General features: G+C 47.7%; 14 protein-coding genes. 13 read left to right on the forward strand and 1 reads right to left on the reverse strand.

The genetic code is table 11. The features are described 5' to 3' along the window. Positions 1 to 73 precede the first annotated feature (73 nt). The 12 genes from xerD (at position 74) to ACTHS3_RS04800 (ending at position 13,438) form a co-directional block, all read left to right on the forward strand. Positions 74 to 952: a site-specific tyrosine recombinase XerD gene (gene xerD, locus ACTHS3_RS04745; protein ID WP_004519441.1), complete on the forward strand. Its 879-nt coding sequence runs from the start codon at positions 74 to 76 to the stop codon at positions 950 to 952. A 227-nt stretch (positions 953 to 1,179) separates the two neighbouring features. Next, positions 1,180 to 1,380, forward strand: a complete 201-nt coding sequence (locus tag ACTHS3_RS04750; protein ID WP_003681978.1) for a (2Fe-2S)-binding protein — start codon at positions 1,180 to 1,182, stop codon at positions 1,378 to 1,380. Positions 1,381 to 1,529: 149 nt separating this feature from the next. Next, positions 1,530 to 1,763 carry a glutaredoxin family protein gene (locus ACTHS3_RS04755; protein WP_036472354.1) on the forward strand — a complete coding sequence of 78 codons (234 nt, stop codon included), beginning with the start codon at positions 1,530 to 1,532 and terminating at the stop codon, positions 1,761 to 1,763. A gap of 69 nt (positions 1,764 to 1,832) precedes the next feature. After that, positions 1,833 to 2,441 carry an SMC-Scp complex subunit ScpB gene (gene scpB, locus ACTHS3_RS04760; protein ID WP_004519443.1) on the forward strand — a complete coding sequence of 203 codons (609 nt, stop codon included), beginning with the start codon at positions 1,833 to 1,835 and terminating at the stop codon, positions 2,439 to 2,441. 250 nt (positions 2,442 to 2,691) lie between these two features. Then, positions 2,692 to 4,707, forward strand: a complete 2,016-nt coding sequence (locus tag ACTHS3_RS04765) for a BCCT family transporter (RefSeq protein WP_440367270.1) — start codon at positions 2,692 to 2,694, stop codon at positions 4,705 to 4,707. A 199-nt stretch (positions 4,708 to 4,906) separates the two neighbouring features. Beyond that, positions 4,907 to 6,568, forward strand: coding sequence for a DNA repair protein RecN (gene recN, locus ACTHS3_RS04770; RefSeq protein WP_039861999.1), 1,662 nt, complete (start codon positions 4,907 to 4,909; stop codon positions 6,566 to 6,568). 115 nt (positions 6,569 to 6,683) lie between these two features. After that, complete coding sequence (gene gshB / locus ACTHS3_RS04775; protein WP_039862001.1) at positions 6,684 to 7,640, forward strand: glutathione synthase; 957 nt, start codon at positions 6,684 to 6,686, stop codon at positions 7,638 to 7,640. Between the two features lie 68 nt (positions 7,641 to 7,708). Continuing rightward, positions 7,709 to 8,092, forward strand: coding sequence for a diacylglycerol kinase (locus tag ACTHS3_RS04780; protein ID WP_039862003.1), 384 nt, complete (start codon positions 7,709 to 7,711; stop codon positions 8,090 to 8,092). Between the two features lie 131 nt (positions 8,093 to 8,223). Beyond that, entirely contained in the window at positions 8,224 to 8,700 is a 477-nt protein-coding gene (locus ACTHS3_RS04785; protein WP_004519448.1) for a copper chaperone PCu(A)C, read from the forward strand. 126 nt (positions 8,701 to 8,826) lie between these two features. Then, positions 8,827 to 9,930, forward strand: a complete 1,104-nt coding sequence (gene mnmA / locus ACTHS3_RS04790) for a tRNA 2-thiouridine(34) synthase MnmA (RefSeq protein WP_004519449.1) — start codon at positions 8,827 to 8,829, stop codon at positions 9,928 to 9,930. A gap of 93 nt (positions 9,931 to 10,023) precedes the next feature. Then, complete coding sequence (locus tag ACTHS3_RS04795) at positions 10,024 to 11,679, forward strand: AMP-binding protein (RefSeq protein ID WP_004519450.1); 1,656 nt, start codon at positions 10,024 to 10,026, stop codon at positions 11,677 to 11,679. A 124-nt stretch (positions 11,680 to 11,803) separates the two neighbouring features. Beyond that, complete coding sequence (locus tag ACTHS3_RS04800) at positions 11,804 to 13,438, forward strand: CTP synthase (protein ID WP_004519451.1); 1,635 nt, start codon at positions 11,804 to 11,806, stop codon at positions 13,436 to 13,438. A 62-nt stretch (positions 13,439 to 13,500) separates the two neighbouring features. On the opposite strand, the gene ACTHS3_RS04805 is transcribed toward ACTHS3_RS04800, so the two are convergent. Beyond that, positions 13,501 to 14,244, reverse strand: a complete 744-nt coding sequence (locus tag ACTHS3_RS04805) for a carbonic anhydrase (RefSeq protein WP_440367272.1) — start codon at positions 14,242 to 14,244, stop codon at positions 13,501 to 13,503. Positions 14,245 to 14,635: 391 nt separating this feature from the next. Between ACTHS3_RS04805 and ACTHS3_RS04810 the strand changes: the two genes are divergently transcribed. Beyond that, on the forward strand, positions 14,636 to 15,693 hold a 1,058-nt coding region (locus ACTHS3_RS04810; protein WP_440367274.1), incomplete at its 3' end, for a porin.

Below are 15,693 nucleotides of genomic sequence, written 5' to 3' on the forward strand. Positions count from 1 at the left end.
GGGCTTTGAAAACCTAAGGCCGTCTGAACGGATGTAAAGTCATGCCGTTCAGACGGCCTTTCAATACAGTTTGATGAGTATGGACGATTTAATAGACAAGCTGCTTGAATCCCTTTGGCTGCAAGACCGGCTCAGCTACAATACGCTGCAAAGTTACCGCCGTGATTTGGTCAAAGTCGCCGCGCGTTTGACCGAGGGCGGGCAGGATTGGTTGAGTGCCGATGAATTTGCCCTGTCTGATGCTGTGTATGCGGAGGGAGAAAAAAACACGTCCCAAGCACGGGCATTGTCGGCTTGCAAGCGTATGTACGGCTGGTTGGAAGAGACAGGCCAAAGAGCAGACAATCCCACCCGTTTTCTCAAGGCGCCGAAATCGGAACGCAAACTGCCCACGCTGATTACCGAAGCCCAAATCGATGCGCTGCTGGCTGAGCCGGATGTGGAAACGCTGCACGGGCTGCGCGACAAAGCCTTGCTTGAAGTCATGTATGCAACAGGTTTGCGCGTGACCGAAGCCGTCAAATTGACGCTCAGCGATATCGATTTACATCGCGGCAGTATCCGTACCATAGGCAAGGGCGACAAATTGCGTCTGGTTCCGCTGGGGCAGGAAGCGGCGTATTGGGTGGAACGCTATTGCAACGAATCGCGCCCGTTGTTGCTGAAAAACAAAATCTGCGACGAAGTGTTTGTCAGCCAGAAACGCAGCGGCATCAGCCGTCAACTTGCATGGATGATAGTCAAAGAATATGCCGAAGCGGCCGGTATTGCTTCGCTCAGTCCGCACGGTTTGCGCCATGCTTTTGCCACGCATTTGGTCAATCACGGCGTCGATTTGCGTTCGGTCCAGATGATGTTGGGACATTCCGATATCAACACCACGCAGATTTATACCCATGTTGCCAATATTCGTTTGAAAAACATGGTCGATGAACACCATTCCCGTTCATAAATAAAGGCGGCATCTCGAAGATGCCGCTTTTTGTTATTGAGGCCGTCTGAACAGTTATAAAGTTTATTATTTATAAAATAACAATCAAAATACAAATTTACATAGAAAAATTTCAAAACAAAAGGACAGTGCCAATATTGCAATGCAAACCGTTTTTATTTATATTTACGTTCAAGAATAAATCCTACTCTCAATTACAGAGGGTAACAAAATTATTGGAGCACATCATGTTTGTCTGCATCTGCAACGCCATTACTGACCACGACATCAAAGAGACTATCGCCGCCGGTGCAACCACCATGAGCGATTTGCAGGCTCAATTAGGTGTGGCGACTTGTTGCGGTTGTTGCGGCGAATTGGCAGCGTCATTTTTGACTGCAAGCAGTGCCCAAAATACTGTGACTGCCGGTATCAACGTTCAGTCTTAATTTTAGAATATACACAAAGGCCGTCTGAAGGCGTGACAGAAATCCTTGATTTCGTTTCGCGCCTGTTCAGACGGCCTTTGTCATGCCTGTATGGTTTGGAGGCATTTTGCTATACAATGGCCGCTTTTGTCCCTCCGAGAGTAACCGCCATGAAACTGACCTTGATGTTTCGGGAGTATTGCAGCCTGTGCCACAAAATGCGCGAACAATTAAAGCCTTATCAGGAGCAGTTTGGATTTGAGCTGGATATTGTCGATGTTGATGAAGATCCGGTTTTAGAAGAAAAGTACAATGAGCTGGTGCCTGTTTTGCTGGATGGCGATACCGAAATCTGCCATTGGTTTTTGGACGAAGAAAAACTGAAAGCGCATTTGAGCGCATAACAAACCGTTGACCATATTGTCTTTCAGACGGCCTTTTGCTGTTCATGCCGTCTGAACATTGATTTTATTATGACTGAAAAACTTTCTCCCGATGCGCTGATTGAAGCGGCGCTGTTGACGCAAGTCGAACCCTTAAACGAAAAAGCCATGCGCGAATTGTGCGTGCCGCCATTGTCGCAAGACAAGCTGATTGACGTGTTGGCGCAACTGAAGGCCCGTTGGCAGGGCAGGGCTTTGCAACTGGTGCATACCCATGAGGGCTGGCGCTTCCAAATTGCCCAAGCCGCATTTGAGCGACTGGGCAGCCTGCAAGAGCAGCGCGCGCCGCGTTATTCCCGCGCCGTGATGGAGACGCTGGCGATTATTGCCTATCAGCAACCGGTAACGCGTGGCGATATTGAAGGCATACGCGGCGTGGCAGTGTCGCAAAATGTCATGCAAACCTTGCAGGATAGGGGCTGGATTGAAGTCATCGGCCACCGTGATTCTGTCGGCCGTCCGGCTTTGTGGGCGACAACGGCAACTTTTTTAAGCGATTTGCGTTTGGAAAGTTTGGAAGAATTGCCGCCGCTGACTGAATTGGGTGAGCTGGTGTTGCCTGATTTGATGGAAACGCCGCCGACAGGCGATGAGGAGGCTGAAGAAGCAGTTGAATCAGGAAGCAGACTGATTAACTGATTTGAATGTAAAGGCCGTCTGAAACAATCGTGTTTCAGACGGCCTTTATTATTGTATAACATCATGATTTTAAATATAATTTTCATCTATTTTAATAACTTATTGATTTTGTGATATAATTTAAAAATTATTAGAATAAATATCTCTCATTCTGTAATAGTTTGAGAAGGCATACGGAAACGTTTCTTTCTTTATCAATCGGCAGCCCGTTTGTTCTTCAAATATGCGCTGTATCAACTACGGAACCGATATGAAATTCAAACAATTTTTTCAAAACAAATCTTCTTTCAATCCAAGCGTGGTCGGTATTACGCTTTTCTTCGTCCTTTTGCTTTTGTCAGCTGCTTTGGTTTGGCCTCAAAATACTGAGGCTTTGTTAAATGCAATGAAGCAGTTTATCTTTCAAAATGTCAGTTGGTTTTACATTCTGACTTTCTCTGTATTCCTTATTTTCTTATTGGCGCTTCCCATCAGCAGCTTCGGCAGTATCAGGCTGGGTACAAACGAGGACGAACCTGAGTTTTCGTTTTTATCATGGTTGGCCATGCTGTTTGCGGCCGGCATGGGCGTGGGCTTGATGTTTTTTGGTGTGGCCGAGCCTTTATCGCATTTTTCTTCCCCGATTGCCAAAGGCAATGCGCAAGAGGCGATTCTGCATACGGTATTCCACTGGGGGATTCATGCCTGGGCAATCTACGGAATCATTGCGCTTGCCTTGGCGTATTTCGGTTTCCGCTATAAATTGCCGCTGGCGTTGCGTTCCTGCTTTTATCCGATTTTAAAAGACAAAATCAACGGCAAAATGGGCGATGCCATCGATGTGATGGCTTTGATTGCGACTTTGTTCGGTATTATCACAACCTTGGGATTTGGCGCGGCACAAATGGGTTCCGGTTTGCTGAAGATGGGCTGGGTGCAGGACAACAGCTATGTCTTGCAGGTCGGCATTATCGTTGTTGTGATGGCGATTGCCATATTTTCCGCAACTTCGGGCGTGGGCAAAGGCGTCAAAATTTTGAGTGAAACCAACTTGGTATTGGCACTGTCATTGCTGTTGTTTGTCTTGTTGAGTATGCCGACGACGTATTTGATTTTCGCATTCAGCGACAATTTGGGCACTTATTTGAGTAACTTCGTTTCGTTCAGCTTTAAGTCATATACCTACGAGCCTGAGCATACAAAATGGTTTACCGGCTGGACGGTGTTGTATTGGGCTTGGTGGTGTTCGTGGTCGCCTTTTGTCGGTTTGTTCATTGCCCGAATTTCGCGAGGCAGAACCATCCGCGAATTTATTTTTGGTGTATTGGCAGTGCCTAGCCTGATGAGTATTTTGTGGTTTACCGTATTTGGCAATTCAGCCTTGTGGCTGGACACGCATGTGGCAAACGGCGCCTTGTCTGCCTTGACCAACGAGCCTGAAAAATTGTTGTTTGCCTTTTTGAATTATTTGCCGTGGCCGGTTGTCAGCAGCTTGGTAGCATTGCTGGTGATTTCGCTGTTTTTTATCACTTCTGCCGACTCGGGCATTTATGTGCTGAACAATATTGCTTCGCGCGATAAAGGGCTGGCTTCGCCCAAGTGGCAATCGGTTATGTGGGGCGTGTTGATTTCGGCTGTGGCTATTGTGTTGCTGGGCGCCGGCGGTTTGCCTATCTTGCAAACCATGACCCTGATTGCGTCTCTGCCGTTTGCGGTGTTGATGATTTTTATGATGGTTTCTTTGTGGAAAGCCCTGAACAACGATGCCAACTATTTTGCAACCGCCGTCAATCCGAGCAGTATTTTCTGGTCGGGCGATCATTGGAGGGAACGCCTTGGCCAAATGATGAATCAGACGCAGGAAGTCGATATCATCAAATTTATGAAAAATACGGCGCTTCCGGCAATGCAGGAATTGAAAAACGAATTGACCGAAAAATACAATATGGACGTAGAAATCCGTTGCCTGTTGCAACAGGATGAGCCGTCGGTGGAGCTGGTGGTGCATAAAGGGACGGTAAGGGATTTTGTCTATGGGATTAAATCCGTAAAGCGGGAAATTACCGACCAGTTGATTCGTGAAGACAGCCTGCCTCATTTCAAATATGCAGCAACGTTCATACCGTTGACGTATTTTTCGGATGGGCGCGATGGATACGATGTGCAATATATGACGCAAAAAGAATTGATTGCCGATATGCTCAAGCAGTATGAGCGTTATCTGAACCTGCTTGCAGGAGTAGGGCAGGAATTGATGGGGCATGAACAAGTAGAACTGGCAGAGTAAAATAAATTTAGGCCGTCTGAACATGTAGCAATATTCAGACGGCCTTTTTATTGCCCGCTTAAAAAATAATTTGTTTAAAATAAATATCTTAGATAAATCATAAGAAAAATCTGATTTAAACTATAAAAAACCTTAGTTATAATCAACTTATCTAAAGCTATTCCGCATGAGTGCGGGTGATTTACTAAGGAATACTGCAATGCTGTTGGCACTTTCTTTGCGTGATTTTGTCATTGTTGAAAACCTGAATCTTGATTTTCAAAACGGCTTTACCGTATTGACGGGCGAGACCGGCGCAGGCAAATCGATTACTCTGGATGCGATTGGCCTGTTGTTGGGCGATAAAGCCGATTACAGTCAAGTGCGAAGCGGCGCCAAAGAAGCGCAGTTGTCGGCTTTGTTCGATATCAGCGGTTTGCCTGAACTGAAAGCGCAGCTGCAGGAGCAAGGCCTTTTGGAAGAAGATGCCGAAGAGCTCAGCATCCGCCGTATTATCGATGCCAAGGGTAAAAGTCGCAGTTATATCAATAATCAGGCAGCAACATTGGTGCAGCTGAAAGCTATTGGCGAGCAGTTAATCGATATTCACGGACAAAATGCCCATCATTCGTTGAATCAAGAATCTGCGCAACGCGAGTTGTTGGACGCATTTGCCGGCAGCAAAGAGCAGGCAGAAACGGTCAAACAGCTTTATCAAAATTGGGTCAATGCGAAAAAAGCCCTGCAAGAAGCGCAAGAGCAGGCAGAAACCATGGCCATCGAGCGCGAGCGTTTGGAATGGCAGTTTAATGAATTGAACCAATTGGAGCTTAAGCCCAACGAATGGGAAACCTTAAGCCAAAGCCACGACAGTCTGGCGCATTCGGCCGAATTGCTGCAAACCGCCGAGCAGGTGGGCGACAGCATAGACGGAGATAACGGCATCCACCGTCAAATCTACCAATGCCAAAAACTGTTGGGTAATCTGCAAAACATTGAGCCGCGCTTTGCCGAGAGCCTGAATATGTTGGCAAGTATTGAAGCAGAATTGGGTGAAATCAGTGCCAATATGCGTGATGTGGCCGGTCGCAGCGACATCGATCCTAATGAATTGGCTGCACAAGAAAGCCGTATGGGCGAATTGATGAGCATGGCGCGGAAATACCGCATTGAGCCGGAAGAGTTGCCGCAAAAGCTGGCAGAAATCGACGAACGACTGCAAAACCTGCACGCGGCTGCCGATTTGGAAGCCTTGGAAAATACAGTTGCACGCAATCTTGCCGAATACCATGAAGCCGCGCATATCCTCTCTGCCATGCGCCATCAGGCAGCCGGCCGTTTGGGCGAAGAAACAACCGAGCATATGCAACATTTGGCCATGAAGGGCGCACGTTTTGACATCGTCTTGTTGCCGTCTTCGCCGACCGCACATGGGCTGGAGCAGGTGCAATTCCAAGTAGCGGCGAATAAAGGCAATCCGTCCCGTCCTTTGAACAAAGTCGCTTCCGGTGGCGAATTGGCGCGTATCAGCTTGGCTTTGCAAGTGGTTGCCAGCCAATACACGCAAGTGCCGACATTGATTTTTGACGAAGTGGATACCGGTATTGGTGGCGGCGTTGCTGAAATGGTCGGTAAAGCTTTGCGTGCCTTAGGTAAAAAACATCAAGTCTTAGCGGTAACCCATCTTCCTCAAGTCGCCTCTTGCGGTGAAAACCATTGGCAGGTCCGCAAGCATAGCGAAGGGGAGCAAACCGTCAGCGAAATCAGTGTTTTGAACCATCATCAGCGCATTGAGGAAATCGCGCGTATGCTGGGTGGCGAAATCATTACCGATACCACACGCAGCCATGCTGCCGAACTCTTGCATTTGGCAGCCGCCTAAAAGCCTCAAGGCCGTCTGAAAATAGGATTCAGACGGCCTTTTCTATATTTTGCCACCCTTTCAGGCGGGCCGAATACAAGGTATGATTATATCGTCTGTTTACAAGGAAATTTTGATGAAAGTCCTGTTTATCGCCGATCCGATGGCAAGTTTTAAAACCTATAAAGACACTACTTACGCCATGATGCGTGAAATGGCAAAGCGCGGTTGGCAGCTTTTTCATACCTTGAGCGGAGAATTGTCCGTCCGTGAAGGCTTGGTAGTGGCTCAGGTGGCGGCATTTGAGTTTGTCGGCGCGAAAAACGATGACGATCACGAATGGTTTAAATCAGAGGCAAAAGTTCAGACGGCCTTGAAAGATTTCGATGCGGTCATTATGCGCACTGATCCGCCGTTTGATATGCAATATCTGTACGCGACCCAGTTTTTGACGTTGGCACAGCAGCAGGGTACAAAAGTATTTAACAGCGGGCAGGCAATGCGCGATTTCAATGAAAAATTGGCTATTTTGAACTTCAGCCAGTTTACCGCGCCGACTTTGGTTACCACACGTTCCGCCGATGTCCGTGCCTTTTTGAAAGAACACGGCGACATCATTATCAAACCTTTGGACGGTATGGGCGGTATGGGCATTTTCCGCCTAACCGAATCCGACCCCAATATCGGCAGTATTTTGGAAACCCTGATGCAGCTTGATTCACGTACCATCATGGCGCAACGTTATATTCCTGAAATCGTACATGGCGACAAGCGCATTCTGATTATTGGTGGAGAGGTTGTTCCGTATGCTTTGGCGCGTATTCCGCAAAACGGAGAAACGCGCGGCAACTTGGCTGCCGGCGGCCGCGGCGTGGCACAGGAATTGAGCGAGCGCGACCGTGAGATCGCAGAAACCCTTGCGCCTGAATTGAAGCGTCGCGGTATTTTGCTTGCCGGTTTGGATGTCATCGGCAACAACCTGACCGAAGTCAATGTAACCAGCCCGACCGGCTTCCAAGAAATCATGAAGCAAAAAGATTTCAACGTTGCCGCTATGTTTGCAGATGCCGTAGCATCTTGGGCAAAACAATAAACCCAAAGGCCGTCTGAAAATTGACCCGACCGTTTCTTTTCAGACGGCCTTTTTATGTTGAGAATATGATGGAACCATCTTCCTACGCATCTGAAAAAAAAGGTAAAAACGGCATTAAGCGCATTATCAATGCGTTTGGTTATTCCAAAGATGGACTGGCTGCCGCGTATCGTTATGAAAGCGCATTTCGCCAAGTTTTTTGGTTGAACCTGATTTTAATTTTCTTAGCGTTGTTTCTTGATTTCGGATCGGTCACCAAAATGGTGCTTGTTGTCGCATCGTTTATTTCACTGATTACCGAATTGTTTAATACCGCCATCGAGGCAGCCGTTGACCATACTTCTACTGAAAAACACGAGCTGGCCAAGCGTGCCAAAGATGCCGGCTCGGCCGCGCAATTGATGGCTTTGTTCATGTTATTTATTGTTTGGATTATTGCATTAACTGCTTAAAAATGTGGTAATATAGTAATTCGTTAGGATTAGATAGTATTAATTAATCTATATCAAAGTTTTCAGGCGGCCTTTGGTTGTAAGATGAAGGCTGTATATCCCAGCCATTTGGCAAACACAAGGAGCAAAACATGAAAAAATTAATGGCAACCCTGATTCTGGCAGGCTTGGCAACTTCCGTATCTGCAGCCGGTATCCATATTGAAGACGGTTGGGCACGTGCCACTGTCGAAGGTATGAAAATGGGTGGCGCATTCATGAAAATCCAAAACGATGAAGCCAAACAAGACTTCTTGGTAGGCGGCAGCAGCCCTGTTGCCGAACGTGTTGAAGTACACACCCATATTAACGACAATGGTGTTATGCGTATGCGCGAAGTTAAAGGCGGCGTGCCTTTGGCTGCAAAAGGCGTAACCGAGCTGAAACCGGGCAGCTACCACGTTATGTTCATGGGTCTGAAAAAACAATTGAAAGAAGGCGAAAAAGTGCCTGTAACCCTGAAATTCAAAAACGCGAAACCTCAAACTGTCGAGCTGGAAGTGAAAACCGCACCTAAAGCCGAAATGCAGCATGATCACGGCGCACACGGTGGCGCACATCAGCACTAATTGCTTGAATTTGCATATAAAGGCCGTCTGAAAGTCGTTGGGCTTGCAGACGGCCTTTTCTGTCGTCAAATCAAAATGTGCTAAAATCACGCTTTAAAAAATGTATTTAAAACCCACATTCCGCTCATGAATACTCACAACACACCAGCAAACATCATCGTCGGCCTCTCCGGCGGCGTCGATTCATCCGTTACCGCGGCCCTGCTCAAACAGCAAGGCCATCAAATCAGCGGCGTGTTCATGCAGAACTGGGAAGATGACGACAACGACGAATATTGCAGCATCAAACAAGATTCCTTTGATGCCATTGCCGTTGCCGATATCATCGGCATCGACATCGACATCGTCAATTTTGCCGCGCAATATAAAGACAACGTATTTGCCTATTTTCTCAAAGAATACAGCGCAGGCCGCACGCCAAACCCGGATATCTTGTGCAATGCCGAAATTAAATTCAAATGCTTTTTGGACTATGCCATAGAGCAGGGCGCCGATACCATTGCCACCGGACACTATGCCCGCAAAGAAGTTCGAAACGGCGTGCATTACCTGCTCAAAGGCTTGGATCAAAATAAAGACCAAAGCTATTTCCTATATCGTCTCAAGCCTTTCCAACTCGAGCGCTCGATTTTCCCATTGGGTGAGTTGGAGAAGCCTGAAGTCCGCCGTCTTGCCGAAGAATTCAAATTACCGACTGCAACCAAAAAAGACAGTACCGGCATCTGCTTTATCGGCGAACGCCCGTTCCGCGAGTTTTTGCAAAAATACCTGCCGACCAATAATGGCAAAATGGTGACCCCTGAAGGCAAAGTAGTCGGCGAACACGTCGGCTTGATGTTTTACACGCTGGGCCAACGCAAAGGCTTGGGCATCGGCGGCGCAGGCGAGCCGTGGTTTGTTGCGGCCAAGGATTTGACCAAAAACGAACTGATTGTCGTCCAAGGCCATGACCATCCTTTGCTTTATACGCAAAGCCTGGTTATGAACGATTTGAGCTTCACATTGCCAGAACGCCCGAAAGAAGGCCGCTATACCTGCAAAACGCGCTACCGTATGGCCGACGCGCCTTGTACGTTGCGTTATTTAGATGATGAAACCATCGAGCTTGTTTTTGACGAGCCGCAGTGGGCAGTAACCCCAGGCCAATCTGCGGTACTGTATGACGGCGATGTGTGCTTGGGCGGCGGTATCATCATGTCCACCGACAAGCCTGTCATTATTACAGCTTAATAAAAGGGCCGTCTGAAAACGAAGCGGCAGATTGAATAAAGCCTTTCAGACGGCCTCGATTTCAAAAAACGACTAAATAAAAGACTGATCAATATGGAAAAACTCTGGCTCAAAAGCTACGAACAAGGCGTAAACCCTGAAATCGATATCTCTCAATACAGCTCCATCAGCGATGTATTCCGTCAAAGTGTCGAGAAATTCGCAGATAAACCTGCTTTTCAAAATATGGGCAAAACACTGACTTATGCCGAAGTGGGCAAGTTGGCGACCGATTTTGCGTCTTACCTGCAAAACGTATTGAAACTACCGCGCGGTGAGCGTGTGGCAATTATGATGCCGAACGTTTTGCAATATCCGATTGCGCTTTTCGGTATTTTGCAGGCAGGTTTGGTGGCAGTGAATACCAATCCGCTTTATACGCCGCGCGAGTTGGAGCATCAGTTGAAAGACAGCGGTGCGACCACGATTGTCGTGTTGGAGAACTTTGCCAATACGCTGGAGCTGGTGTTGCCGCGTACGCAAATCAAACATGTGATTGTCGCGTCGGTCGGCGAGATGTTCGGCATGATTAAGGGCGCGTTGCTGAACTTTGTCATCCGCAAAGTGAAAAAAATGGTGCCGGAATACCGCATTCCAAATACCATCACTTTTCAGACGGCCTTGAAGCAAGGTGCAGCAAATACGTTCAAACCAGTCGAGTTGACACGTGACGATACTGCCTTGCTGCAATATACAGGCGGCACGACCGGTTTGGCAAAAGGTGCCGTCCTCAGTCATGGCAATATCTGCGCCAATATGTTGCAGGCAAAAGAATGGATTAAAAACAGCCTGCACGAAGGCAAAGAAACGGTTATTGCCGCGTTGCCGCTTTATCATATCTTTGCCTTGACGGTAAACCTGATGATCTTTGCGAATACCGGTTCTAAAATCATCCTGATTACCAACCCTCGCGATATGAAGGGGTTTATCGGCGAATTGAAAAAAGAGCCGATTAGCGTGTTCATCGGTGTGAATACCTTGTTTAATGCGATGGTCAACCGTCCGGATTTCGCCGAAGTCGATTTTTCCCGTTTGAAGCTGACTTTGGGCGGCGGTATGGCAACGCAAAAAGCCGTTGCGGAAAAATGGAAAAAAATCACCGGTACGCCGATTGTGGAAGCTTACGGTTTGACCGAAGCCAGCCCGGGTGTGTGTTGCAATCCTTTGAATATCGAGGCTTACAGCGGCGGTATCGGTTTGCCGGTTCCTTCGACCGAAGTCGAATTACGCGATGCGGACGGCAAAGAAGTGCCTATCGGACAGCCGGGCGAATTGTGGGTACGCGGTCCGCAAGTGATGAAAGGCTACTGGAATCGTCCTGAAGAAACCGCCAAAGCAATCGATGCACGCGGCTTTTTGGAGACCGGCGACATTGCCGTGATGGATGAAAAAGGCTGGCTGAAGCTGGTGGACCGCAAAAAAGATTTGATTGTGGTATCCGGTTTCAATGTATATCCGAACGAAATCGAAGAAGTGGTGGCCAGCAACGACAAAGTCTTGGAAGTCGCCTGTATCGGCGTGGCAAGCGAGAAAACCGGTGAAGCGATTAAGGTCTTCGTCGTACGTAAAGACCCGTCTTTGACCAAGGAAGAACTGATCGATTTCTGCCGCAAAGAACTGACGGCATATAAAGTGCCGAAAGACATCGAATTCCGCGACGAGTTGCCAAAATCCAACGTTGGCAAAATCCTGCGCCGCGAGCTGCGCTGATATATAGAATCAGTATGATAAGGCCGTCTGAAAACGCTGTTTTCAGACGGCCTGAAGCTTTTGCCGTTTGCCAGAATATGCTGCTTCAAGTTAAAATCACACATTCCAACATGGGTATCACATCATGACTAAATTTATTTTCGTAACCGGCGGCGTTGTATCTTCTTTGGGTAAAGGTATCGCCGCCGCTTCTATTGCTACTATTCTCGAGTCGCGTGGCTTGAACGTGACCATGCTTAAGCTTGACCCGTATATCAATGTTGACCCGGGTACCATGAGCCCTTTTCAACACGGCGAAGTATTCGTAACCGATGACGGTGCGGAAACTGACCTCGACCTCGGTCACTACGAGCGTTTCATCAACGCCACCATGACCCGCCGCAACAGCTTCAGTACCGGCCAAGTCTATGAAAACGTGATTGCCAAAGAGCGTCGCGGCGACTATTTGGGCGGTACCGTACAAGTGATTCCGCACATTACCGATGAAATCAAACGCCGCATCCACGAAGGCGCGGCCGGTTATGATGTGGCGATTGTCGAAATCGGCGGTACAGTTGGCGATATCGAATCGTTGCCTTTCTTGGAAGCCATCCGTCAAATGCGCAGCCAGCTCGGCCGCAACAATACATTGTTTGCCCACCTGAGCTATGTGCCTTACATCGCCGCTGCCGGCGAAATCAAAACCAAACCGACCCAGCATACCGTTAAAGAAATGTTGAGCATTGGTTTGCAACCGGACATCCTGATCTGCCGTATGGACAGAGAAATGCCTGCGGACGAGCGCCGTAAGATTGCATTGTTCTGTAACGTTGAAGAACGTGCCATCGTGGGCAGCTACGATGTGGACAGCATTTACGAATGCCCTGAAATGCTGCACAACCAAGGCATCGACAGCATCATTACCGAGCAGCTCCAACTGAATGTCAAACAAGCCGATTTGACCGAATGGAAGAAAATCGTTCACGCGATTCAAAATCCGAAACACACCGTCAAAATTGCGATGGTCGGTAAATACGTTGATTTGACCGAATCCTACAAATCATTGATCGAAGCCCTGAAACACGCCGGTATTCATACTGAAACCGATGTACAAATTACCTTTGTCGACAGTGAAAGCATCGAGAAGGGCAATGGCGACGTTTCCATGCTCAAAGACATGGACGCGATTTTGGTGCCGGGCGGCTTCGGTTCACGCGGTGTAGAAGGCAAAATTGCCGCCGTACGCTATGCGCGTGAAAACAACGTACCATACTTGGGCATCTGTTTGGGCATGCAAATCGCCCTGATCGAATACGCCCGCGATGTTGCAGGCTTGAAAGGTGCGAATTCTACCGAGTTTGACTTGAAATGCGCCGCGCCTGTCGTTGCCCTGATTGACGAATGGCAAACTGCCGACGGCAGCGTAGAAACCCGTGACGAATCTGCCGATTTGGGCGGCACCATGCGTCTGGGTGCGCAAGAAGTTGACCTCAAACCGGGCAGTCTTGCCGCAAAAATCTACGGCAGCGAACATATCCGCGAACGTCATCGCCACCGCTACGAAGTCAACAACAACTATGTTCCTCAGTTGGAAAAAGCCGGTTTGGTCATTGGCGGCGTATCCGCAGGCCGCGAGCGTTTGGTTGAAACCATCGAATTGCCAAATCATCCTTGGTTCTTCGCGTGTCAGTTCCATCCGGAATTTACTTCCAATCCGCGCAAAGGCCATCCTTTGTTCAGCGCATTTGTAAAAGCCGCTTTGGGTAATAAGAAAGCCTGATTGATGTGATTGAAAAAGCACCCGTTTCTGGGTGCTTTTTTGTTTTCAGACGGCCTTAGAAGTTATTTGTCTTCATTGACTTCACGGTCGTTCAAAGGTTGTACGGGACGGTTGTTTTCGCCGCCGATAATGTCGCGCATGGCTTTAAACTGCGCCGCATCTGCCTGAACCGGAGTTTTTAAGACAACCCAAGTTACGTTTTCGCTGCAAGGCGGTGTTGTCAGCGAGCCTTTCAGCTGGAATGACTTGCTATCTTTAGGCAGCAGGGCTTGGATATTCAAGTTTTTCAACGTTACGGATTCGCCCGCTTTCAGTTTTTTGGCAGTAAGCGCGGACAAGGCAGGGTTGTTTTTGCCCGGTTTAAATACAGATCCGATGACCGCCAAAGTACCGTCTTCGGCTTGATGGACGAAATGCGCTTCCATCGGGAAATGTTTGCCTTTGAAAGTATGTTCGCTCGGCGTATGGAAGTGGAATTGTTTGAAGGTATAGGTTTTACCGTTAATCACGATGGTTTGGGCCTTGCCTTGCGGCGTGGCTTGAAGGGTGTGGCCGTTATTTTCTACTTTGTAGTCGGCGACGTTGTAACGGTATGCCAATTGTTTGCCTTTTACTGCTTTTGTTGTGGAGAAGTCCACTGGAGATTGCTGTTTGCCTGTTTTGCAGACAGCAAAGTCTTCACTCAAATCGCCCCAGTGTGCAGCATCGTTTTCACCTGTGTAAGACCAATGTGCATGATGGGTTTCGGCGGATACCGTTGCAGTAGAGACAGCCATTAGCAAAGATAAAAAGAGATGTTTGTTCAATATAAAGGCTCCTATTTATTTATATTAGGTAAAAGGAAAAATTTATACCAAATAAATTATTGATATAAAAAAACTTCTTCATAAGAAGTAAGTTAATGATAGTGGCAATTTGGGAATATTGGGTTGATATATGGCAAACATTTATCAAGCAATCATTTTTGATTAAATGATTACAATAAGAGGGTTGATTGTCTTTGTTGTAACTTTGAATGGGAGAGGCCGTCTGAAATTTCTTTCAGACGGCCTGTTTTATTTAAAAATGTTGTAAAAAGTCTAAACTCTAATGAATAAAAGTGTTTCTCAAGATGAAAGTAGTTGTTTGTAGCGTTGGAAAACATTAATATTGCTAAACGTGTTTTCACGAGATTTTAACTTTGTTTTGGAGAGAATAATGAAAAAATCGATTATCGCTTTGGTTATTGCCGGTTTGCCGCTGGCTGCATCTGCAGAAGTCATTCTGTATGGTCAAATCAAAAGCAGCGTGACCGTCGGTCAGGTCAAAATCAAAGGTGATGCAGGTTCTGAAACCAGCTCCACCGCAACCAGCATCAATGACAATACCTCCCGCATCGGTTTCAAAGGCAGCGAAAACTTGGGTGGCGATTTGAAAGCTATCTGGCAAGTTGAACAAAAAACGGCCATTACCGGCGGTTCTCAAGGTTTTGCCACTCGTGATTCCTTCGTCGGTTTGCAAGGTAAATTCGGTAAGATTCGCGCCGGTAAACTCAGCAATATGCTGAACGAAATGGACACCATCGATCCATGGATGTATAAAACCAATGCCGCAGGCTTGGGCATCTTTACCCGTACCGGCAACCGTAACGCCGCTGTACGCTACGACAGCCCGGATTTTGGCGGATTCAAATTCAACGTGTCTTACGCACCGCGCGACAACCGCAATCCTTCAGATAAATACACGCACACCAAACCGGCCAAAGACCAATACACCGGCGGCGTGAGCTTCTCTAAAAACGGCTTTACCGCCAATGCGGCTTACGGCCACTACAACGGCGCGTACACCGACAAATCAGGCAAAGTCAAAGCGGCGCAAATCGCCAAAGTCGAAACTTATTACGATAAAGACAATCTCTTTGTCGGCGGCGGCGTACACTATGCCAAAGGCCATGAGACAGGCAACGAATATTTAGGTTATTTCACCGATGGTTTTAATGAGTACAAGGGTAGTGTCATCACTGCCGACTCAGGTAAAGAGGAAGCCGTAAAAGTGGTTGATGCAGCGGTAACTGTCGGCTACAAATTGGGCAATGTTACACCACGCATTACTTACGCGCACGGTTGGCCTGCCAAGGGCGTGAACAGCGGCGAAAAATTGGTGGATAAATTTGACCAAGTCGTTGTCGGCGGTCAATATACCTTCAGCAAACGCACCGGCATCAATGCTCAACTGGCGTATCTGAAAGTCGGCAACAAAACCCGTCTGACTGCGGC

This window comes from Neisseria sp. P0009.S007 (assembly GCF_051962515.1).

Excerpts from the sequence above, each read along its gene's own strand:
- ACTHS3_RS04750 (WP_003681978.1), top strand. The coding sequence starts at position 1,180 with ATGTTTGTCTGCATCTGCAACGCCATTACTGACCACGACATCAAAGAG.
- ACTHS3_RS04785 (WP_004519448.1), top strand. The coding sequence starts at position 8,224 with ATGAAAAAATTAATGGCAACCCTGATTCTGGCAGGCTTGGCAACTTCC.
- scpB (WP_004519443.1), top strand. The coding sequence starts at position 1,833 with ATGACTGAAAAACTTTCTCCCGATGCGCTGATTGAAGCGGCGCTGTTG.
- mnmA (WP_004519449.1), top strand. The coding sequence starts at position 8,827 with ATGAATACTCACAACACACCAGCAAACATCATCGTCGGCCTCTCCGGC.
- ACTHS3_RS04755 (WP_036472354.1), top strand. The coding sequence starts at position 1,530 with ATGAAACTGACCTTGATGTTTCGGGAGTATTGCAGCCTGTGCCACAAA.
- recN (WP_039861999.1), top strand. The coding sequence starts at position 4,907 with ATGCTGTTGGCACTTTCTTTGCGTGATTTTGTCATTGTTGAAAACCTG.
- ACTHS3_RS04800 (WP_004519451.1), top strand. The coding sequence starts at position 11,804 with ATGACTAAATTTATTTTCGTAACCGGCGGCGTTGTATCTTCTTTGGGT.
- ACTHS3_RS04795 (WP_004519450.1), top strand. The coding sequence starts at position 10,024 with ATGGAAAAACTCTGGCTCAAAAGCTACGAACAAGGCGTAAACCCTGAA.
- ACTHS3_RS04780 (WP_039862003.1), top strand. The coding sequence starts at position 7,709 with ATGGAACCATCTTCCTACGCATCTGAAAAAAAAGGTAAAAACGGCATT.
- ACTHS3_RS04765 (WP_440367270.1), top strand. The coding sequence starts at position 2,692 with ATGAAATTCAAACAATTTTTTCAAAACAAATCTTCTTTCAATCCAAGC.
- gshB (WP_039862001.1), top strand. The coding sequence starts at position 6,684 with ATGAAAGTCCTGTTTATCGCCGATCCGATGGCAAGTTTTAAAACCTAT.
- xerD (WP_004519441.1), top strand. The coding sequence starts at position 74 with ATGAGTATGGACGATTTAATAGACAAGCTGCTTGAATCCCTTTGGCTG.